The following is a 21,626-nucleotide window of genomic DNA, read 5'->3' on the forward strand; positions in this document are numbered from 1 at the left end:
CGGGGCAGGGGGGCGAATGATAGAGGAGGCTTTGCAGGCCATTCTCATTTATGAAGCTGAATGGGTGTGGGAGGTCTTAGTGCGGATTACCATACCAATTGGTTAGGGTAGTTTTTCAAGGGTTATAATCGGTTTATGACCCTTTCAGTCTTAAGGTATGGTCATCATGAGGTTGTCCATCTGGCTAAGGCTCATGTTCGGGTCGTCTTCCAAGGGAGGTTCCATCGGCAATAGCTATGGAACCCCGTGGTATGCAGAGGCGGGAAGGCTAGAGCGTCATTTGTGTTTGCTTAAGGGGGGAGCCTGTTTCGGCAGCGGCAAACACGCCGCAAATATTGAGCATAAGGCGCGCACCTTCGCCTTTGTCCGTATGTTTGCCAGCCTGGGCCAGCAAGCGGCGGAAGGCCTCGCGCTTGTAGGGTTCCGGCAAGCGCATGATCTGCTTAACTTCGTCCATATTCAGGCGCAGATCATAGCCGCCGGTCTTGCGGATGGAGGGCAGAACCTCAGACGTGACCCATTTACGGAAGCTTTTTGCCTCTGCCTTGCGTGAGCGGAAGATGAGTGCATAGAGGCCAGATTCGGACACGGCATTGAGCTGATGAGGAATCCCTTCACGGGGATTACTATCGGTATTACCGATAGTAATCCGTTCGTCTTCATCCAGTGTGCCGACCGAATCGGGAACATTGGCAATGCCCAAAATGTCGCACACATCCTTGGCCACAAACCAGAGCATGCCTTTTTCGTCCTGGTGGACGCGGACTTGAGCTTCATCAAAAATGAATGACATGAGCGTGTTCATAGCGTATGCTCCTCTCAGTTAGTTAGTTTGGTTACCATACTATTGAGCAGCCTCGCCCATCGGGGCTGTTCTTTTTTGTTCACCAGCCGCGCCAGCGGGTGAGTTCTTCCACCAGCGCGTCCAGTGTGGGGAACCATCTTGTCACGCAGCCCTTAATCATCACGCCGGGCTGTTCATTGGGCCCCGGCACGCCCCACACGGGCACGCCAGAGGCAAAGGCCATGCCCAGTTCCGCCGAGGCATCGCAGCCGCCGGGGCCGATGTAGGCGATCAAATCCGCACTGCCCAGGGCGCTGCTGCAAAAGGCAAAGGCAGCGCCGTGCGGATCCTCGTTTTTGCGCTGGTCAAAGCCCGGCCCTGGCGCGGGTAAAAAGCGCGTCCAGTCCAGCACCTCATAGCGGGAAAGTTCCAGGGCCTGTTGCAGCCGGCGGTAGGCCTCCAGGTTGCGCGTGGATGTGCAGATGTAGAGCCTGCGGGCCGTGCTGCCCGAAAACATGTTCATGCGCGGTCTCCCTTTTCAAAAATCCAGCATTTGATGATGCGGGTCTGCTCATGGCGCGAGCGAACAGACTTGCTGCTCTCCACAAATTTATGCCGCCGGGTGTGCGGCAGCAGCTTTTTGAGCATGCCCACATCCGGGTAGGCCTGCCCGTAATCCTGACATTTTTCACGAAAGTGATTGAGGTTGAGGGCGATGATGCCCTCTGTATCCTTGGCGTGGTTGAGCTGCTCGCTGACCGGCCCGCGCGAGTTGACGTAGTCGTAGGCCTCCCAAAAGGCCTCGAGCATGGGGTGATCCGCACCCACGCGGCGCTCGCGCACGTGGGCGCGGTCTTTCAGGTATTGGGCCATGCCCTCCACCGTGCGCGCCGTCACGCCGGGAAAGAGCAGGCGCAGGGCGGATCCGCAGGCGGCGATTTGCGCGTGGTTTTTTACAATGCGCTCGTTCTTGATGCCGCAGGCGGTAAAGTCGCGCTCCATGCTGTCAAAGGCCTGTTCGTAGGCCTCCAGAATACGGCGCTCCTGGCACAGGGCGGCACCCAAGAAGCCGCCAACGCTTTCGCTTGTCTGGCGCTCAAACCAGCGGGCAATCTCCCGCGTGCCGGGCCTATGGTGCTTTTTGTCGGCGTGGCAGTGCACAATGCGTTGCAGCAGGGCCTCGCTGCCGTCCACTTCCGCATTCTGCGAAATAATCAGGCTGGCCTGAAACAGGCTTTCGTCCGTATCGTTGCCGCGCTTGGCCACGCCCAGGGTGCCTGTGCCGCGCCCGTTCCAGAATGGTTTGACCTCGTCAAAGCCAAACTGCTTTTGCCGGGCGTCTTTTTCGCCAGAGTCGCGGTCAGATTCAATAATGACCACAGGCAGGTTGGATACCTGCGAAAAGGCGCGCCTGCGCCCTGCTACGGAAGACTTGAGCAGGTCAAAGCCCTCGTAATCATCCCGGCCTACCAGCTTCCAGCAGAACTCCAGCGCGGTGGATTTGCCCGCGCCCGGCTCGCCCGTGTATTCCAGAAAGGGAAAACTTTTGTGCATGGCCCGTATTTGCTGCACAAAGAGCGAGCCAAGCCAAAAGGCCAGCAGACACATGCCCTGCATGCCAAAGGCTCTGGAGTAGTTTTCTATCCAGCCGGGGTTGAACTTGCCGCTGGTGTTGATCTGCAAACCGGAAAGGCTGGATTTTACGCCGCGGCTGCGGATGGTGAAGTAGCCCTGCGGGTTCACATCGATGCGCCGCCCCTTGTGCCAGGCGTGATCCTGAAAGATGTAGGTCTCAAGGGTTTTGTCGTAGCCGATGTAGGGCACGGCGGTGACGGTGAGCATGCGGTTATCGAGCCACCACGAGCGCAGGGTCTTGAGGTGGCGCACATCGCCGTCAAAGGTGCCGCCGCGTGATCGGTTGAGTAGGGCCTTGTGAAAGCTGTCTGGCGAGGTGATGGCCGTGCCTTCCAGCTCAATGACGTCTTGCGCCTGGCCATTGGCGTAGTCGATGGAAAACACGTAGCGCTGCTCGTCCAGAATCTCGTTGCGGCTCATGTAAAGGAACTGCGGCCACACGTTTGAGATCTGCGCCACGCGCACGTGCTGCATAAACAGCGCGCGGCCCTCGGTTGAGAGCAGGGCGGTTTCGCGGGCGTCCTGGGATTGGTTGATCTCTGGCGGCGTGGCGGCTGATGAAGTGGGTGGCGTGGCGGGTGACGCTGGCTCTGTGGCTGCGGCCTCTTCCTCACGCTTCTTTTGGGCCTGCTGGGCCTCGCATATCTGCTGGCGGGCTTCTTCCACCAGAGGTTCCAGCAGCTCTGCAAACGCGCCTTCCAGCTTTATGTCGTAGAGGCCGTTGCGGTAATCCAGAATGAAGGAATCCCGCTGCTTTTTCAGGTAGGTGTAGTAGGCCTTTTCTTCTACGGATTCAGCCAGAAACAGCCGCCCGTTGTGCTTGCCCGCGCGCAGAAGGGTCGGGGTGATGCGCCCGGCGCGGTACAGGTCATCCCAGTCGTTGCCCGAGGGCGCAAGGCAAACGGTGGAAAGCTCGCCCATGTTTTTGAGCTGCTTGTGGTGCTTGCGCATGCCGCTTTTTCCGGCGGCGTCAGGATCCAGCGCCCATATCCACCGGACGCCTTTTTGCGCGTGCTGCTCAAAGAAATTCTGCGGAAAATTGTTGCACGAGAAAGCGGCCACGGCTTTGACGCCCACATGGAAAAGGGCAATGGCGTGGAAGATGCCCTCAACAATAAAGCATTCCTCCAGGCGCTCCAGCGTGAAGCCGGGGGGCGCCCACACGTCGCCCTTGTAGAGGGTGTGGTCTTCTTTGCGTTTGCCGCCAAAATGGGCCTTTTGCCCATCCCTCCCTTTGCCGATGATGCGCTCCCAAAAGCGGGTTTTTGCCGCGTCCAGATAAAAGCGCACGGTGGGCACATCCTGCCCGTTGCCGAGCGGATAGCTGCTTTGCTCGTACCAGCCACGGATCTTGGCCAGGTCGAAGCCACGGTTCAGCCCAAGGTAGGCATCTGCCGTGGCGTCACGGTGCTCCGGCGTGGCCGGGTGCTTTTGGGCGAAGTCGTCAAACAGCTCCGGCAGGGCCTCGCGCACTGTCTCGCTGAATCCGCACTTGTTTTTGCGGTTGCAGTCGATCACCAGGGGGCGGTCTTTTTTGATGTAGAGCGATTTTTCGCCGCACTGGGGGCAAAGGCCCTTGGTGAGGTATTCGCCGGAATCTTTGAACTGAAAATAGGGCGAGGCCAGCAGGGCCGCCACAATCTCGGGGTAGTAGTTCTGCCTAGGCATGGCGGCCCACTTTTTTGTCGTGGTCGCGCAGGGCGGCGGCAAGGGCGGTGGCGACCTCCACCAGATCCAGCACTTCTTTGAGGATGCCGCGGTTCTCGGCCTTGGTGATGCGGTTGTCTGCCGTGGCGCGGATGATGCGGTCAGCTACGTGCCCAAGGTCGCTTGTGAGGCAAAGAACCTGATTATGCAGGAACGTGGGCGTGATTGCAGGCAGCACGGTGTTGCCTGCGGTGACGCGGGCCAGTAGCCATTCAATGACCAGAGTGTTACCCGCGGCAACGCAAAAGCCCGGGATATCCACAAAGCTGGGGAAGTATTTTTCTGTGGAGGTAACGCGGCGCAGAAATGCCGGGCTGACATTCAGGCGTTTGGCCAGGACGGAAAGAGGGTACTGGCTGCGTGCAATGGCAAGCCGAAAAACATCCTCCGGGGCAAGGTGGGCCAGTTCTTCCATGGTAGCTCCTTTGTGGAAAAGTCCGTTTGATTGCGGGAAATTCCACGTAGGCTACTGTGACCGTGAGCCCAGCGCCTTGCGCAGCGCCTGACGGATCGCCAGAGGGCTTACCGTGCCATCGTTTATCAGCGTGCGCAGCACCATGCGCAGGGTGAGCAGTTTGCCCTCTGCGATAATGTGCAGCCCGGCGGATTTGGACATGCTGCAATTGCGGCCCCTGCGAAAGCTGCGAACATCCATGCCGATGGCCCGCGCTGCCTGCGAGTAGGAACCGTGGAAGAGCCTTAGCCGTTCAATGTGGGTGTGGAGTCGTGTTTTCATGTTTTCTAAATAGGTGGACTTGACCTAATATGTCAAGACGAATTTCGCCTCTTTGTATAGGGCGAAATGCCCTCTATAGTGGGTGTATGAAAAAATCAGAACGGTTTGAAAAATTGTTTGTCGAGGCAATGGTGAGGCGCGTTGAGGCTGCGGGGATATCGCATTCCGAGTTTGGCCGGCGGGTCTTTGGGGAAGGCTCTGGCTCTAGGGCTTGGCGGGCTACGCGGGAAAAAGACCGCAAGCGTGGGCTGGGCATAGGCGAGGCCTATATGATGGCTGAAGCGCTGGGGATGGAATTCCCCGCCTTGGTGTGGGAGGTCATGCAGGAAGTTAAGGATAGGCTGGATTGACCGTTTTAATTATTGAAATGTAGGCGGAATGAACCTAGTATGGGTGCCTTTAGGAGGTGCCTATGTCTGGACGCATTGTTCAATCGCCGTATTTGTCGCAGGAACAGGCCGCGCAGTTCGTCAATCGCTCGGAAAGAACGTTCCGCGAATATGTGAAGAAATACAGCATTCCCAAGTACGGGCCAGCCCGTAATCAGTATGCCGAAGAGGACTTGCGGGCTTTTATGGAAAACCCTCACTGCTTTCTGAAAGGCCGGGGAGGATTCCGGTCGAGATCAGTACGCTTTACGCCCGTGAAAGTATGAGCGTTCATAAAAAATCCAATGGAACGTGGTTTGTTCGCTATCGTGTGCCGGGAGAGAAAAACGCAAGGAGCGAGTATATCGGGGTTGGGCCTGACGCCGAGAAGCTCGCCAGGGTGCGGGACAGGGAGATCAAGGAGCAGAAGGCATCGGGCAAGCGCCCCAGTGACAAGCTGTATCTGGATCAGCTTGCGCAGGCCTACTTGTGCGATCGCAAGCTCGCGGGCAAGTCGCCGGATTGGCTTGAGGAGATGGAAACCCTGTTCAACAAGAGGTTTCTGCCAGAGCTATGCCATGCGCCCGTTGACGGGCTGACGTATTCGGACGTCATGAACATGGCCGAGAAACATCTGGCCGAGGTCAAGCTGGCCACGCGGCAGCGCTACCTTGGGTATCTGTATGCCTGCTTCAACTACGGAACCCGGCACGAGCTTACGGCGGGTAATCCGCTCTCAACGTGGAAGAAGCAGCCCGAGCCGCGCACAGAACTTTTGCTGACGGTTGAGGATCTGGAAAAACTGTATCAATGCGCCGCGCCGCATCTACAGTGGGCCATTGCCGTTGAGTGGGAAGTGGGCGCGCGCCCAGGCCCCTCAGAGCTATACGCCATCAAGTGGCTCCACGTGGACTTCAAGCGTTGCCTGATTCGGATACCAGGCACAAAGACGGTGCTGGCAAACAGGCTTATCCCGATCACGCCAGCCTTTTGCCTGGAGCTGCAAAAAAAGCGCGAAGAGGCTCAATCCGAGTATGTGATCGAATTTCGCGGGCGTGGGGTCAAAACTACGCGGACGGCCTTCAAGCGTGCGCAAGAACGCGCAAAGCTGCCGTACCATGTGCGCATGTATGATATCCGCCACCTCTTCGTTACTCTGCTGCTGGACGGCGGCGCAGGCTTGGCGGCGGTTTCCCGCATGATTGGCCATAGCCGGATCGCGACAACTCAGGAATGGTATTATCATCTTTTGCCCGGCGCCATGCGTGACGCCATGGCCTTCAAGCCTGCGCCTTTGGGCTCCAGAGTGGCTGATAACGCGAGGATACACAAAAGGATACACAGGCCACCTCAGTCGACCGTGAAACGCCGTAATCCCGTTGCTCCGCCTAAAACCAAAAAAGAATGAATTATAAATATTTTAGTGTGTTACGTGTAAGCTGGTCCGCTTTGGGAGCAGGAAGTCGAAGGTTCGAATCCTTTCGCTCCGACCATATATCCAAGAAAAATGGATAGTTAGGTGAAAGCCCGACTATCCCTTTCTTGCGTTGAATGGAATCGCCAAAAGTGGCGTGTGGTAGAATTTTTCAGAAAATTACTGTAACTATATGATATATATTTAAAAATATCGCGCCACATGGCCACAACTTAAAAAATTGCATCAACGATACAAACGCTTGCGGACATGGGGGCGTTTGGTGCGCGATTTGATGTGTGGAGTGATATGTGAAGCGCTGCAGTAGTTCTAATAAGAAGGCTCTATCATGATTTATAAATCTTTTAGTTTGAGTCTAAAATGCTGCATATAATTGTTATGCATCCATTTATAAAAATGTAATGTATATGATAGTATCAGAAATTAGTTGTAATATTGAGTTTACATTTCTTCATCTGTTGATTTTTCGCCGTCGTACTGCCATATGCAGGGGCTTAATAAGCGAGCATCTATCGCTTTTAGTGCTCCATATAAAAATGACGAGTGTACAGTACGCCCGATCCGCTTGCTCACTAAAGACGCAAGAACATCAACATGTACAGGTTTTAGTACATTCATTTTCATAATATTTTTTGCTGCTTCAGTAGCCGATTCACGACGAGGTTCATTCCACTCACGTAGAAAAATATACTTGTCCTGTCCTTGTGTTACTGCAAGGCGTGGATCTAGGACATATAATCCAAAAATTTCATCAGGCGAATATTGCACCTCAACAACTAGCATGTCTCTTAGTTCTGAAATATGAATACCGGTAGTGCGTTTTTGTAATAAATCTACAAGCTCGCTAAGTAATCTTGGCTGATATTCCCTTTTTGTCGTAAAATCTCGGTCGTTTAACCCCCAAAGGGAGGTTCCAACCCTTAGCAATGGGTCTGCTCCTATCAACTGAAAATATTGAGAAACGCCACGAATTGCACAAACTCGCTGTCTGAGTTCTACAGTTGACAGCGGTCGACCTGCAGCACGAATAACGGTGAGGGCTGTTTCTCGTACTTCTAGGCGGTTAGCTTCAGATAAGGCTCCAGGAATCGCCCATACCATGCGGCCAAGATTGCGCAAATTGCCACGCCTCTTTAGAGCAAAATCGAGGTGAAATTTGTCAACAGGAGTTGGGGTATCGTGAAGAAGTTCTATAAGCTCATCGCAGTGCCATTGTCTTTCCATATCATTGTCAAAAACCAAACTTTCTGCATCGCTAGCAAGAGAATCTAGTTCTTCCTCCTCTATTTTTAAATGCTTGGGTAATCCATATGTACCTCGACCAAAAAGGATGCCAATATTACTGGCTGCTTGAAGGGCTCGGCGTTGGTCAATTGGCTTGTTTGAAAGATTGGAGGCAAGATCTGCAATTTGGCTATAGTGCAACGGGGTTGGGCTTTCATCAAGAACAGAAAACACCGCGGTCTCAGTACCACGCCCTTGCATTTGAAGAACTCTTATTCCATCTTTTTCAGAAAAGGCACAGTGTGCTGAAGTCTTTTTCCATAAAATATTAGAGAACTCTAAAGCAGTTGCAGGAACGAGCGCAGTTATTATAGTTTTGCAAAATTCTTCAGACCATTGTTGATCTACTCCGGATATTAACAGTTGAACGGCTTCTTTTTGTAGGGCACCCCACTTGCCAGACGACATAAAGGAAAAATATTCAATGCCATCTATTGAAATAAGGGAAATACATCCATCTGTTATGCTATTTAAAAGATATCTGATGACTTCAGGGTAGTCGCCGATTCCTTCAAACCATGGGTCAACAGCCTCCACACCCAGTAGAGGGAGAGGGTAATCACGACCATTTAGCAGTTTGTGGAGTTTGCTACTCAACAAGTCGTCCCATGTCTCAACTGCTAGCAGGCGTCTTAGCGCTTTTGCTTCGATCTGACGGATGCGTTCTCGTGTAACTCCATATGAGTTGCCGATCTCAGCGAGTGTTTGAGGTGAACAATTTAATCCCATCCTCCGTTTAAGTACGTCCGCCTGCTGAGTAGGGAGGGAAGACAGTGTCCTCTGAAGTGCAGAAAGTAAGGAAGTATCTTCAAGAAAAGTTTGAATACCGTTGCTGATCTCAACAAGTGGGCCACGCTTTAGCGCCAAAAGCAAAGCGTCCATGAGCTTCCTTACAGAAGTCCAGCCAAAATTGGAAAAATTTAGCAAGTGATTAAGCGTTAACTTTTGTAAATCAGAGATAGAGGTAATATTATTTTTTTGAAATACATTTAAAATTTTGTCTGATACGTCTAATGATTGGATTGTCTGTTCTATCAACCAAGGAGGAGCGCTGTTGGAGAAAAGGCATGGATCATTTTTCGTGTCACCAATCAAGTATGTTAACCGAAATTCACCTAGTAATTTTCGCAGGCTATGTTCAAGAATATGCTCATGCTCCATATATGATGGGTCGTCAGTTATCCCAGCTTCGAGCAATGGGCCTACATAACAAACATTGGAGTCTACAAACGCCTGTAGCCATTTTTCCTTAAAGTACTGACTCGGTTGAGCAGATCCTAAGCCAGTAACTTCATCAATCCTGTATCCCCGCCCTTTAGTCGCCAAAAAGATAGGGGTATCTCCAATATTATCGACCGGGTTTGAACTTGCTTCAAAGCCATGCGGAAGTGCAGAAAGTAAGGAAGTATCTTCAAGAAAAGTTTGAATACCGTTGCTGATCTCAACAAGTGGGCCACGCTTTAGCGCCAAAAGCAAAGCGTCCATGAGCTTCCTTACAGAAGTCCAGCCAAAATTGGAAAAATTTAGCAAGTGATTAAGCGTTAACTTTTGTAAATCAGAGATAGAGGTAATATTATTTTTTTGAAATACATTTAAAATTCTAACAGTTAGGTTCAATGAGTGGATTGTCTGTTCTATCAACCAAGGAGGAGCGCTGTTGGAGAAAAGGCATGGATCATTTTTCGTGTCACCAATCAAGTATGTTAACCGAAATTCACCTAGTAATTTTCGCAGGCTATGTTCAAGAATATGCTCATGCTCCATATATGATGGGTCGTCAGTTATCCCAGCTTCGAGCAATGGGCCTACATAACAAACATTGGAGTCTACAAACGCCTGTAGCCATTTTTCCTTAAAGTACTGACTCGGTTGAGCAGATCCTAAGCCAGTAACTTCATCAATCCTGTATCCCCACCCTTTAGTCGCCAAAAAGATAGGGGTATCTCCAATATTATCGACCGGGTTTGAACTTGCTTCAAAGCCATGCGGAAGTGCATATTTTGCAGATCCGGTGAGCAAAACATGACCAGGAAATCTTTGTGCACAGCAGTCAAATGTATTTGATGGTGAGCGGAAAAATCCTACATGGACTATAGCAGTTGTCTCTCCGTCACTCTGCTGCTCCCACGAGTTTAGAAGAGGTTCAAGGTCTCGGTGTACTTCTACATCCCATATTCCAGTTGCATGGCGCAGCATCAAAAAAGCCCGAAGAGGAGTTGCCATATTAACTTGCCTTGTTTTCAACTTGCTCCAAGAGCGCAACAAAATCGATATCTTTCGTCTGGGCTTGAGCATAAAGTTCATTAACCCCCCATTCTGCTAAACGCTCAATTAGCCTGTATGGGGTGGTTTCTCTGAGGTCATCTTCGAACAAAGACTCAACGCTCTGTTTTAATAGTTGATCTGGATCTAGGGAGCCTATGTTGAGAAAGGGCTTTCGTTTGGCTATTTCCTGGGGAACAACACCTTGTGCGATGCCAAGAGCTACTGCAAAGCGATATCCGTCCATTTTTTCCGCAAAAATTCCAAGTTCTTTAAGTTCATCAAGCTTAGTATCGCCAGCTTCAGATAAGCCAATGGTCGTAAGCTCTGTCATCATTTTTTCCTTTCAATCCTAGATTGGGTATCTGTGACTTCCATAATTTCATAAGCAGCACCGATTTTATGTTTGATCGAAGCAAGATCTGTTTCAGGGCGAATCTCCCCACCGTGAACAAGAAGTACAAATTGGCTAGAAACTTTTGGCAAATAATTCATAATATTATCTCTATGCTTCGGATCTAAACGACCAAAAGGAGTATCCATAATAATAGGTCCGATAGCACGGCCTGTCCTATTAAGGCCATCAATCAATGAAAGTGCAACAATATGTTCTGCCCCAGCACTGCGGATTGAGACTTTACGACCTTGACTGTCAAGGATGCTCAAGCCGTAGCTGTCATTAATTACAAGCCCACGATAGGCCTTTTGTGATATCATATTTATGAAAGCTTCATTTGCAAAATGCTCTACAATTTTGCGAAGGCGATCACGCAGGCGTTCGATGCTTACTTGAAAGATTTTTTCCAGAGCGGTTACCATTGATACTTTTAAAGTGCTTTTTTGTTTTCTGGCTCCAGCTAATCCTTCAATTGCTTTCTGAGAAACTAGAAGCTTCTCTTTCACTTGCTGGATGTCACAGCTTTTATTTTTAATAGATTCAGTTAATCGTCCTTCTTCTTTAAATTTATCATCTTTTAATACTCTTTTTCTTGCAAGCTCTGCAGTGTCATGCCCGGCTATCTGATCTTCAATCCGTGCTATTTCGTTCTCAGATTTTTGCATCTCAACTTCTGCGCTACGGATATCACGGTCAATTGAAATTAACCTTTCCTTTGCATTAACTCCCTTAATTTTATTGAGGATCTCGAGTTGAGCGGATATTGCATTTAGTTCTAGCTGCACATCCCGTTGCTGAAACTTTTTTGCTTCAAGCTTTCCGAATTTTGTTCCGAGTTGTTCGCGTAAATTCTCAGGAAAAGGTTGCTGGCATGTGGGGCATTCTTTTGTGCTGAGTATATTTTTTATGTTAGCTATCTCTGCGTCGAGGTGCGACTGCTTGACTAATGTATCATATAAATTTTTTTGGCGAGATGTAAGAATATCCCGTTTTGTATTCAGCTTTGCTGAAAGAAGATCTTTCCATGATTCTGCAAGCAAAGCCTTTCGCTCTATCTTTTTTCTTGAAGCAAGCTCTTGCTGTGTTTTAGCAGTATCTTTTGCAGCATCCAACTTGGCTTTTAAGGCTAAAACTGATGCTGCAGCGTCGAGATCGTCCTCTAGCTTTTCTCGTTCAATTTTTATACTTTCCAATCTCTTTTGTAGATCCTTGAGGTCTCCTTCGTGTGTGTCAAGCAGGGCGGTAAGGCTAGCATTTTTTTCGGCTTGTGCCTTAAGGCAATCGAATTGTGAAAGATCGTGATTTTGTCGTTTTTGTGCTGCTTTTAAAATAGCGCCAAGCTCATCTCTACCATTAATGAGCGCAGGAACCCCCAAAACTTGCTCAATCGCTTCTTTTATTTGCCTCCCTTGTTCACTACCTTCCACAAGCAACTCTTCATATTGATCAAGCAGTTCGCCATCGAAAAGAAAAAAACGGGAAAGTTGTTCGGGTGCTATTTTGTCTATTTCTGACTCAAACTGATCACCACGTAATATAACCCCGTCACGAGATAGGAATGGGGTTACTATAAAGTCATCCGGTTTGGTTGGACACGTTATCTGAGGCCGTTTCTCTGCGGTGCGTCGGAGTTCATATATATGCTCTTCTTCTTCAAATACAATGTGCACCTCAATTTCCCAATCATCTTCTGCGGCAGCATCTTTATTAATAATATTCTGAAGAGGAATTGGGCGAGAATGTCGCCCCATTGCGGTATTGTAAAAACCCCATCGAAGGGCATTTATTAGCGATGTCTTTCCGCGCATGTTGTCGCCCAGGACGAGCATTATATTGCGCGAGTCATCCATGGGAAATTCAATAGAATTTAAGCCTTTATATGGCATAAAATTTTTCATTGTCAATTTAATGAGCTTCATGAATTTCTGCCTTCTGCTTCAATATTGTCAGGAATTGCTGCATCAATTAAGCGCTCCATCGCAGAGGATGATTGTTCTCTGGATTGGTTGAATTGATGTTTGTATTGTATCTCAAAACACTGATGTATAAGTTTTTCATCAATCTCTTGAGCTAGCTCTGTACGAACGGCGAGGAGAACTTCAAGTGCAATATTATGATCGTTTTTATAGTTCATCTTCCTCACTCCCTACATCACCCATTATTTCGTCAGGGTTAATGCCTAGATTAATTGCAATAGAACGCAATTCTGCCCCTGCAGCTTTGTTGACGGCATTATTGGCAAACTCAATCGCCCGTAATAACTCTGCTTTAAGCAAGCTCACTTGCTCTGGTTCTTTTTCTACGTCAACTGGAATAACAATAGCATCATGGATAACAGCGATGTACTTCTCTGGTGATTTTCTTAGAACACGCCCTCTTCGTTGGATAAACTGTCGTGGATTTTGTGACGAGGCCAAAATTAGCGCATGCGAAACATCAGGAATATCGACGCCCTCATCTAAACATTTTATGGAGATCAGAATTCCTCCATATCTTTTGAACCACCCCATCGTCGCATCACGATCGCCACTCATATTAGAATGATATTCAAGCGGCGTGTAACCTGCTTCATGTAGCGAGATTTTAATGTCATTTAGCTGACCACTATCCTCGCAGTAGACGAGCCAACTTTGGCCTTCTTCAAAGTACTTCCTAATAACATCACACGCTAACTGAACTTTAGAAAAAGCTTTTTTTGCAATTCTTGAGCGTTTAATTAGCAGCATTCTTGCTCGTTCGCTTAAGACTCTATTTCCATTAGTATCAAGCTGTTGTTTTGCCACCTCCAATTGTATCATTCGACTCTCTTTGCGCCATTCTTCGGCTTCAAGATTGGTAAGGTGAACAGAATGTGGATGGTACTCATAAGGAACAAGTCTGCCAGCTTTTACTGCATCTTGTAATGTTACGGGCGGTGGTATTACGCCTTCAAAGAATGCAAATAAGCGGTTAGTGCCTTCAGGATCCCCATAACGCTTTGGAGTGGCACTTAATCCAAGTCGCGCCCCAGCGTTTAAATCAAATATTTTTGAATTCCTTGGACTGCCAAGTTGGTGAACTTCATCAGCTATTAGCAATAGGTGCTCACCGGCACAGATTTTACTGCGGAATAGTGGTTGAGACGCAGTGGGCATCATGGCTAAAACGACGCGGGGCCCAAGGGCGGGGTCAGGATCTGTCATACTTTTGAGGCGATCCCCTTGTTTCCATCGGTCAAATCTTCCCCCAGCAAGAAGTACTGTCGTATCAGGTAATTCCATGGCTATTTCTCTTGCCCACTGTTCATGGAGTAGGACGCTTGGTACAAGTATTAACGCGGGCAATCCAAGCTGGAGATGTTTGCGCAGAGCAAGAAGTGCGGTGAAAGTTTTTCCACTTCCGGTTGCATGCTCAAGGATTCCGCGACGGCCATGATTTTCCCATTCGGATATCGCGGATATTTGATGAGGTAACCCCTCTCTTGTAGAGAAAGAATGTGTAGTGTCAGTAGATGTCAAAAGCTCATTTATATCAGATGCAGAAAATTTTTTCATATATTCTTCGACGGTCTTAGGGAACTTTGTGACAGATATATGTGGGTCTTTTTCAGACCAAAGTGACTCAAAATGTTTTATATGTTTTTGAACTCGTATTTTTTCTAGGCCATCTCGCCAATTGCAAAATACCTCAATGGATTCAAAGTTTCCATTGTCGTGCCATCCATTCCACGTTTCGTTGCTTGAACCTTTAAAACTTACGGTATTTCCAGAGCTATCGGAAAAAAGTCCTAACTTTTCGTGATAGAGACCTCTTTGTCCAATACGCTCTGCTAATTTGATTTCCAGGCATCCCAAAGATATAAATGTCGCAAGGGCCCTAGCCCCCATGAATGTACGCGTATCACTCAATAACGCGTCAAACTGCGATATCAAAGAACGTTCCACAGTGGTTGATCGAAGCCGATAGCCAAGCGCAATCTGCTCGACATCATCATGCTCAAGGTTGGGGGAACATATAAGCTGAATTTGCCCACCTTGTTTTGCAAATTCAGCAACAGGTATTCCTATAACTGTAAATACGGTAGACCTAAAATAACCCACGGCACGGCGATAGCTTTGGGACTTCCTAAGGCATTTAATGTAGAACTGTTCAATAGGATGTTCCTTAGCAGTACGATATTCTGTCTCAAATACACAACTGCTTAAATCCCCATAGTTGGCTGTGAACTTGTTTTCTGTGTCGTGGTCAAAGATTGACATTGCTATGTCACCTCAGCATGCATTTAACGCGCGAAATTTTTAACTATCTTTAAAAAATTTAAATCTACCGCGTGACCCTTCTATGTAGTCAGCATTAGCCTCAACGCAAACCCATCTTCTGTGCATTTCTTCCGCCACAGAGCCAGTAGTATTTGATCCACCAAATGGATCAAAAACTAAGTCACCCTCATCTGTCAAAAATTGTATAAAGAAAGCAGCTAACGCAGACTGCATTCTGGCTGGATGAGATGGTAGTCCATTATCTTTGCAAAATTCTCTATATTCAGCATCCCATTTTGTTCCAGTAAACTTTAAGAGTGATTCGGGATAATGTATTCCTGTTGTGTCAAGAACATTTGGGCCAATTGCCCCACCATGATTCTTTAAAAATCCAGTCTCAGAAATCACATGCCCAGATGGACGCATCCCAGCATTATATTTTTGCGTCTTAAGCAGTCGTTGCATGTCTTTACTGTACGGGTTGAGGACCTTACGATTATCTGACTTGGGATAGGGTGTTTTTGATAGCCACCAGACGTGAGTATATGAGTCTTTTAGTCGAATCCTTCTCAGGGTTACCCAAGCCGCTGGGCCGGGAAGGCGAGCAGGGTTATGACATATTATATGTTGGCATAGATGAAGTCCTGATGCCTCTTTGAAAGCAAGAAGGGCTTCAAGTGGCAATGTCGACATTGTTGGAATACCTGCTTCCCAAGCGTTTCCAATCTCAATGATGACTGAACCATCTTCTGTTAAGAGTTCTGTCAATCCATTTGAAAGGGAACATAGCCAATCTACATAAGCTTTTCCAGTCTCATTCCCGTATCGCTTTTTTCTTACGAGGGGAAACGGGGGGGAAGTCAAAATTAAATTTATTTTACCCTTTAAATTTTTCAAGGGAGCATTTGCAAGAGCATCTTCAATAGAGCTATGTAACATTTCTCCAAAATCAGTTTTATAATAATGTGCAATTCTATTGCGAGAACAATCATCATTTTTTTTTATTATTTTACGCACAGTACACCCTTGGGCCTGCCAGAATACGTTTCGAAACAGTTGTTTTAAGGTCATGATCATCTATCACGAAAGTCACACTTTCTAGGGGCCATATGTGTTCAAGGGGTAATATGGCGATTTCAACGTAATCTTCGTGTGTATTTGATAATAAATAAAAAATTAACTTGTTCACCACTAAATCGTCAAGGATTGTTTTGGGCCCCTCATGAAAATTAATTGCTGCCTCAAATAAACCTCAAGGAGTCCCATCTATCCACAATACTCAAACTTCATCACCCTCATTCCCACCTTCCTCTGCCTCCTGCCTGGCCTGTTCCTGAAGCTCAGCCAAAAGCGAACCAATCTGATCAAAAATGTCCAACTGGCATTTTAGTATTGCTTTGGTAAGCTTAAATGTATCTTGTAAGCAATAGGCAGCTTCATCTTGAAATATTAATGATGCTGGAATACAATCATCGGTAATTTTATCATTTAACGGCATAAGATTATTATTCTGGTCCATCGTAAATCTCCATAAATGGTTTGTAAGTTATCTGTTAAAGTCACATTCTGCATCTATATAAAAATATAGCTATTTACTATATTCTGCATTGGAGGAGTTGCAGAATGGAAATTACAGAAACTCACTTGGCAGCTATTCAAGAAGTGGCTGCGGCAATGAGAATGACCTTGAATGAATTTTTGACTAAAGAGGTAAGGGGCATCACCCCAGAGCAAGCGCGTAAGTATTTGAAAGCATTCGCGAGCAGTGCTGATGATAGCAAAATTCTTACCGCATATTACCTGGTCAGAGCGACCACTGATCCATCAAAGAAGTAGCGAATATTGAGCTATTAACAAAATCCCATGCAGGTGGGATTTTTCTTTTGGAAATTCCCCGGCCCATCAAAAATTTCCAGCCCCACAATCTTCCCTAAGCACTTTTCCTGGGCCATATTTAAGCCCTCCTGAGATTTTTTCTCTGGGATACAGGTTGGGCTAGGATCTGAAAAAAATCGCTTTAAAATCAAAATATGGCCCAATGTCCGTTTTTATATACTAACGGGCAAGGTCATGTTTATGCGCAAATGTACTTTATATTGAACACTTTCAAATAGATATTTTATCAAAAATCTATTTGGAGGTGCATTAATGGATTGTAAAGATTGGCAGCTTATTTGTTGTTACACCAGACAAAAAGCTCTTGATGATGGTGTTCTGGTAGATGTATCAGACTTTGTAAGTGATTTTGGATTCATTGTTCCAGTAGCAGTTACAGCAACGCTTTTTAACGGCTACATTCTGCCAAGTGCAAAATTGGTTGAATCTGGACAAACATCCGAATCGCGTATGATCGATCTGCTATTGATTCTGCTGCTGAAGATCATGGCACGGCCCCACACAGATCGGATCACATTTAATGTGAGCTTCGACATGGAAGTGGGGGAGGGCATTGAACCTCGACTCGTGCAAGTTATCGCTGCAATTGCCCTGGTGATTCTGGTGAGCCTGTATTGACTATAATGCTTCCCGAAGACGATTAAAAAAAATGAGCCGTATCGATGGGATACGGCTTTTCTTTTGAAAATTCTGAGAAAAATATTGACGGCCATTTAAAACTGGGGCAAGTAGATTTTTATGGCAGTGGGGAAACTGCCATGACCTCAAATATATCTCACTGTGACTCCAAGTTCATTCTTGATGCTCACGCAAGGAGGCAACCGACAAGAAGCGCAACTAAAAAAACATTATATTCGCCAGCGTGTCTCCCCACGCGCTGTTTATAGTTAAAATTTGATGCAAAACTGATAGTTCCACAGATTCTATTATTAGTTGCCAAATTTAAACTTAAACAGCAACAAAGGCGAAAGTATGTTTAACGCGCATTGTCTGTTGTCCCAGTCTCGGCTGTTAGACAGCCTCTATTCACCAAAAAAAATAGCACCTAATTTGGTCAGCCAAATTCCGTAGGGAAGCCTCGGAATTTGGTCTGGCCTTTTTTGGTATGGCACGCCAGCTGTGTTTTCTTTGCACTGGTCTAATGCCACGCGCACTGTACACATGGCTAAACCAATTGTCACAAGCCTAGCTTGTATTTTCTGTGTAACATTCTAGATTTTAACAATTTTTTTGGATGTGACAAAGATGACAACGCCTCGCTTAGAGTTTGCTCAGAGCCTATGAGCAGGGTGTACGGGTAGTGGTGATTCACTGGTTTTGGTCGCGCGTGATCTGCTCGTGTTCGGCATGCTAAAAAAATTACGGAGGACACTGTATGATAAAAACTATTGAAAGTCTCGATGAGTTCGGCATCGCAACGCGGTGTTTTCAAAAATTCGGTGATCGTCTGCGTTATCTGGTGGATGCCTCAACCCTGCTGGCTTGGGACGGTACGCGGTACTGCCGTCAGCGTCATGTTGCAGAGGCTTTAGTCAAGGATGTCGTGGAGCATCTCGGCGAAGAGTTTGACCGCAACGCAATCACGACCACAGCTGATGGTGAGGTTGTAACCGGCAAGGATTTTGACAAATTTTTGGTAAAGGCTCGCTCCAAGGGCATGATCGAAAAGGCAATTTGGCATCTTCGTCTGAATCCTGAAATTCAGTGTAAATTTGGTGGCTTAGATGCAGATCCGTATCATCTCAACTGCGCAAATGGTCTGCTGGACATGAGAAGCGGAATTCTTACTCCGCACGCCCCAGATCAACTCGTTACGAAAATAGCTCCAATCAGCTGGAATCCTGAAAAAGATTGCCCTAAGTGGACGCAATTTATCGAAGAAATAACTTGCGGTGATGCTGATCTTGCCAAATATCTCCAGCGTCTATTTGGCTATTGCCTGTCAGGAAGCACCCAGGAAGAAGTGCTGCCAATTCTTCATGGCTGCGGGGCAAACGGAAAGTCCATTTTCCTGAGTCGGTTGCGTGCCATATTGGGGCCAGAATATTCTTTGACGCTTGGAACCGGATCGATTTTAAACAGCAGGTTTCACGGCATCCGTTGTGATTTGCGCCAACTGGAAGGTGTTCGTGCTGCTTTCGCCATCGAAGTTAATAAGGGACAGGCGCTTGACGAGGCGGTCATCAAATCGCTGACTGGCGGCGATGAAATCTCTGCGCGAGCAATGCGGGAAAATCCTGTGCAATTCAAGCCCAATGCAAAGATTTTGATGGCAGTCAACCAACTTCCGGGCTTTGTTGGCAATGACAATGGTATCCATCGGCGGCTCCAAATTGTGCCATTTTTAGCCAAGTTTACTGGCGAGCGCCGGAAGGAAGAAATCGAAGCCGAATTCGCTGCCGAGGCAGAAGGAATTTTGAATTGGGCAGTTCAGGGCTTCCAATCTTGGCTTGAAATAGGGCTTAGACCACCCCAATGCGTCAGGGACGCAACCGAAAAGTATTTCGCAGACAGCGATCAGCTTGCTGATTTCCTGCAAGAAAAGACCGCTAGTGCGTCTGAAAAAAAGGTGCCGATTCGCATGTTGTTCGAAAGCTATACCGAATGGGCAAACAGCTCTTGCACAAAGCCACTGGGCCTCCACCAGTTTGGCGAACTGATGCGTTCAAGAGGCTTCATACAAGTGCGCGACAAGACAACCCGATATTGGAGCGGTCTCGCTCTGCGAGCTGGATAATTTCGAAAACCAATAGAACCGAACGAGGAGGTTAGCATGGAAACAGGCAATAGCAAATTGTTATGCACAATTGCACCGGCACGGCTCAAAGCATTCGTAAGATTATTGAAAATGATTGTTAAAATTCACGGCCCACAGCCACTCCATTTTCAAGATGGCTGCCTTACGCAAACAATCGGGGGTAACAACTTTGTTGTAGAGCTGGATGCGAAGAATTTTTTCAGCAACCCAAAGGGCTTTACAGTAAGCATCATAGCCACAGAGCACCATCTTCAGCAGCTCTCGTTCATCACAAGCTCTGATGCCAAGATCTATGACAAGGAGGACGAGCTGTTTTTTTGCGGGAGCCATACAGCAGGGACACTTTTAAAATCATCCCACGCTGCCCCTCTCGTAGAAACACCATTTTTGCAAGGTGCTCAGAAACTGGGGGAAGATGTGCGGGTTGTAGATCCTGGCGGGCTTTTGAGATTTGTGGGCAAGGCACAACTTGTAAACTTGCTGAGCTTTCGTGGGCAGCTTGAGCAGATAATCCCACGCGGGAAACAGCCATACACTTTGTGCCCAGCATCATTGGAAACTTTGTCCGGTCAGCAGTCTGATGCCGTTTTCGTATCAAGCCATTTCCTGTCTCTGGCAGGAAAGTTAGAGCTGACTCTGAGTCTTTGGCGCAACGAGGAGGGGGTGTGGCTCAAAACTTCTTCACGCTCAAATATGGTTAATGCACTGACCACCTACGAATTATTGCATGAAGGCACTATAAACTAAGGAGAATGTGATGAACTACGTCTATGTGGCTGGAGGACAGCAAAATCAGGGGGCATTGGACCTCGCCATAACGCGGCAAACTAAAAACGCTCTGCACTCTTTAGTTGGAGGATTAAAGCAGGCAGATTTTGGATTGCACACCATAGAGCAGGTGACAGCGGATATTCGCCAGTTTTCAACGTTGAACACCGTGCCAGTTGGAGGAAAGATTTTAACAGATAGCGGTGGTTATTCTTTTCTGCGGGAAGACATAGAACCAAGCTTAATTCAAATGCTCATTGACTGTTATGCCGTATATTTTGAAAGTGAATATGAAACATATGAATATATTTTTTCTCTTGATATGCCGTATAGTGCAAAGTATCATGGCTTCAATAATAAAAAAGATATATATTCTGCAAATGAAAGATATTTAAATTCAGCAATTAGAATTATTGAATCGAATCAAGCGTTGCAAGCAAAGTACTACTTTGTCTGGCATTTTAAGATGACTAGCCAGTTTACAATGTGGAACAATCTTTACAAAAATTTGGATCTCGGGAGGTATGTACGCAACCATGCTATTGGGGGGATGGTGGGATTAAAAAGAGCAACAGGAATTCGGTTTTCACCCTTCACAGCAATGAGTTATCATGCTCTTAATTCATACTTAAATAGTAGCTTTGTCGGTAAAGAATTTCGGCTGCACTTTTTGGGCATTTATTCGCCGCAGGATCGTTTCCACATTGCCTTTCTGGAAGCATTATTCCAGGAATATCTCGCAGGTATCTCAACTGTTGCAATGAGTTATGATTCAATTAATCCGATGCAAGTCGCAAGAATGAATAAGAAAATTCCATTTTTTAATTTAAAAGATGGCAACCTTGAAGTATATAATTCTGTAAGTGAAATTCCAATTTCTATAGTTCATAGTGTTGCAACAAGCCCAGAGCATGTACAGGTAATACTGGAAGAAATTGATAGAAGAAATAATGGATTTAGGTTGCAGAATGCAGGATCATTTGGGCCATTTAATGTTTATAGTAATCTTGAGCTGGATAAATTTTTTGAAATGCTCATTAAGAAATATGATTTGGTATCAGTGATGAAACGTTCAACAAGTCCGACAGGTCTCATTAGTTGCATTGGGAAAGTCCTTGACGATTTGAGTCGAGATTATCCACAGGTTTTTACCCGTTCGGTACAACAATCGATCCAGCAAACTTTTGAGCGTTCTTGGCGCTGGCATAATTGGTTTGTTAACGGACGCAATCCTCAAGTTGCGGAGGAGCTGATGCTGAAAGTCATTAATGAAATAGGGTTCCCCAATATGATATGCTGATGGGAATGTTGTTTTAATAATTCAACGGCAAAAAGATAAGTCAATTCAATTCGATATA

At 47.0% G+C, this 21,626-nt stretch carries 20 protein-coding genes; 8 read left to right on the forward strand and 12 right to left on the reverse strand.

What is annotated here, in order from left to right; genetic code table 11:
* Positions 1-268 precede the first annotated feature (268 nt).
* From JMF94_RS03550 to JMF94_RS03570, 5 genes are all read right to left on the reverse strand, one after another.
* Positions 269-805, reverse strand: coding sequence for a BRO family protein (locus JMF94_RS03550; protein ID WP_240823805.1), 537 nt, complete (start codon positions 803-805; stop codon positions 269-271).
* Between the two features lie 79 nt (positions 806-884).
* Positions 885-1,307 carry a hypothetical protein gene (locus JMF94_RS03555; protein ID WP_240823806.1) on the reverse strand — a complete coding sequence of 141 codons (423 nt, stop codon included), beginning with the start codon at positions 1,305-1,307 and terminating at the stop codon, positions 885-887.
* A complete protein-coding gene (locus tag JMF94_RS03560) occupies positions 1,304-4,087 on the reverse strand; it encodes a toprim domain-containing protein (RefSeq protein WP_240823807.1) in 2,784 nt (927 codons plus the stop codon). The genes JMF94_RS03555 and JMF94_RS03560 overlap by 4 nt, the downstream gene beginning before the upstream one ends.
* Positions 4,080-4,541: a phage regulatory CII family protein gene (locus tag JMF94_RS03565; protein WP_240823808.1), complete on the reverse strand. Its 462-nt coding sequence runs from the start codon at positions 4,539-4,541 to the stop codon at positions 4,080-4,082. The genes JMF94_RS03560 and JMF94_RS03565 overlap by 8 nt, the downstream gene beginning before the upstream one ends.
* Before the next feature lie 51 nt (positions 4,542-4,592).
* Positions 4,593-4,862 (reverse strand): hypothetical protein, encoded by a 270-nt coding sequence (locus JMF94_RS03570; RefSeq protein ID WP_240823809.1) that lies wholly within the window; start codon positions 4,860-4,862, stop codon positions 4,593-4,595.
* A gap of 86 nt (positions 4,863-4,948) precedes the next feature.
* Here JMF94_RS03570 and JMF94_RS03575 point away from each other — a divergent pair, with 86 nt between their 5' ends.
* The 3 genes from JMF94_RS03575 to JMF94_RS03585 all read left to right on the forward strand — a co-directional run bounded on the left by JMF94_RS03575 (position 4,949) and on the right by JMF94_RS03585 (position 6,638).
* Positions 4,949-5,212, forward strand: coding sequence for a hypothetical protein (locus tag JMF94_RS03575; protein ID WP_240823810.1), 264 nt, complete (start codon positions 4,949-4,951; stop codon positions 5,210-5,212).
* A gap of 62 nt (positions 5,213-5,274) precedes the next feature.
* A complete protein-coding gene (locus JMF94_RS03580) occupies positions 5,275-5,517 on the forward strand; it encodes a helix-turn-helix domain-containing protein (protein WP_159060421.1) in 243 nt (80 codons plus the stop codon).
* Positions 5,514-6,638, forward strand: coding sequence for a site-specific integrase (locus JMF94_RS03585; RefSeq protein ID WP_240823811.1), 1,125 nt, complete (start codon positions 5,514-5,516; stop codon positions 6,636-6,638). Before JMF94_RS03580 ends, JMF94_RS03585 begins: the two co-directional genes overlap by 4 nt.
* Positions 6,639-7,106: 468 nt before the next feature.
* Here JMF94_RS03585 and JMF94_RS03590 read toward each other — a convergent pair whose 3' ends face one another.
* From JMF94_RS03590 to JMF94_RS03620, 7 genes are all read right to left on the reverse strand, one after another.
* A complete protein-coding gene (locus JMF94_RS03590) occupies positions 7,107-10,253 on the reverse strand; it encodes a DNA-directed RNA polymerase subunit alpha C-terminal domain-containing protein (RefSeq protein ID WP_240823812.1) in 3,147 nt (1,048 codons plus the stop codon).
* Positions 10,174-10,545, reverse strand: a complete 372-nt coding sequence (locus JMF94_RS03595; RefSeq protein ID WP_240823813.1) for a hypothetical protein — start codon at positions 10,543-10,545, stop codon at positions 10,174-10,176. Before JMF94_RS03595 ends, JMF94_RS03590 begins: the two co-directional genes overlap by 80 nt.
* Entirely contained in the window at positions 10,545-12,527 is a 1,983-nt protein-coding gene (locus JMF94_RS03600) for an AAA family ATPase (RefSeq protein ID WP_240823814.1), read from the reverse strand. The genes JMF94_RS03595 and JMF94_RS03600 overlap by 1 nt, the downstream gene beginning before the upstream one ends.
* The gene (locus JMF94_RS03605) at positions 12,524-12,742 is read right to left on the reverse strand and encodes a DNA modification system-associated small protein (protein ID WP_240823815.1); all 219 of its coding nucleotides are present in this window, start codon (positions 12,740-12,742) and stop codon (positions 12,524-12,526) included. The genes JMF94_RS03600 and JMF94_RS03605 overlap by 4 nt, the downstream gene beginning before the upstream one ends.
* The gene (locus JMF94_RS03610) at positions 12,732-14,846 is read right to left on the reverse strand and encodes a DEAD/DEAH box helicase family protein (protein WP_240823816.1); all 2,115 of its coding nucleotides are present in this window, start codon (positions 14,844-14,846) and stop codon (positions 12,732-12,734) included. Before JMF94_RS03610 ends, JMF94_RS03605 begins: the two co-directional genes overlap by 11 nt.
* 39 nt (positions 14,847-14,885) lie before the next feature.
* Entirely contained in the window at positions 14,886-15,923 is a 1,038-nt protein-coding gene (locus JMF94_RS03615) for a site-specific DNA-methyltransferase (protein ID WP_240823817.1), read from the reverse strand.
* A gap of 202 nt (positions 15,924-16,125) precedes the next feature.
* Entirely contained in the window at positions 16,126-16,365 is a 240-nt protein-coding gene (locus JMF94_RS03620; protein ID WP_240823818.1) for a hypothetical protein, read from the reverse strand.
* 104 nt (positions 16,366-16,469) lie between these two features.
* On the opposite strand from JMF94_RS03620, the gene JMF94_RS03625 reads away from it, so the two are divergent.
* From JMF94_RS03625 to JMF94_RS03645, 5 genes are all read left to right on the forward strand, one after another.
* Positions 16,470-16,682, forward strand: coding sequence for a hypothetical protein (locus JMF94_RS03625; RefSeq protein WP_240823819.1), 213 nt, complete (start codon positions 16,470-16,472; stop codon positions 16,680-16,682).
* 312 nt (positions 16,683-16,994) lie between these two features.
* Entirely contained in the window at positions 16,995-17,360 is a 366-nt protein-coding gene (locus JMF94_RS03630; RefSeq protein ID WP_240823820.1) for a DUF6573 family protein, read from the forward strand.
* A gap of 757 nt (positions 17,361-18,117) precedes the next feature.
* Positions 18,118-19,479, forward strand: a complete 1,362-nt coding sequence (locus JMF94_RS03635; protein WP_240823821.1) for a phage/plasmid primase, P4 family — start codon at positions 18,118-18,120, stop codon at positions 19,477-19,479.
* Between the two features lie 36 nt (positions 19,480-19,515).
* Positions 19,516-20,247 (forward strand): hypothetical protein, encoded by a 732-nt coding sequence (locus tag JMF94_RS03640; RefSeq protein ID WP_240823822.1) that lies wholly within the window; start codon positions 19,516-19,518, stop codon positions 20,245-20,247.
* A gap of 10 nt (positions 20,248-20,257) precedes the next feature.
* Complete coding sequence (locus JMF94_RS03645; protein WP_240823823.1) at positions 20,258-21,568, forward strand: hypothetical protein; 1,311 nt, start codon at positions 20,258-20,260, stop codon at positions 21,566-21,568.
* Positions 21,569-21,626: the final 58 nt, after the last annotated feature.

This window comes from Desulfovibrio sp. UIB00 (assembly GCF_022508225.1).
Taxonomy (GTDB): Bacteria; Desulfobacterota; Desulfovibrionia; order Desulfovibrionales; family Desulfovibrionaceae; genus Desulfovibrio.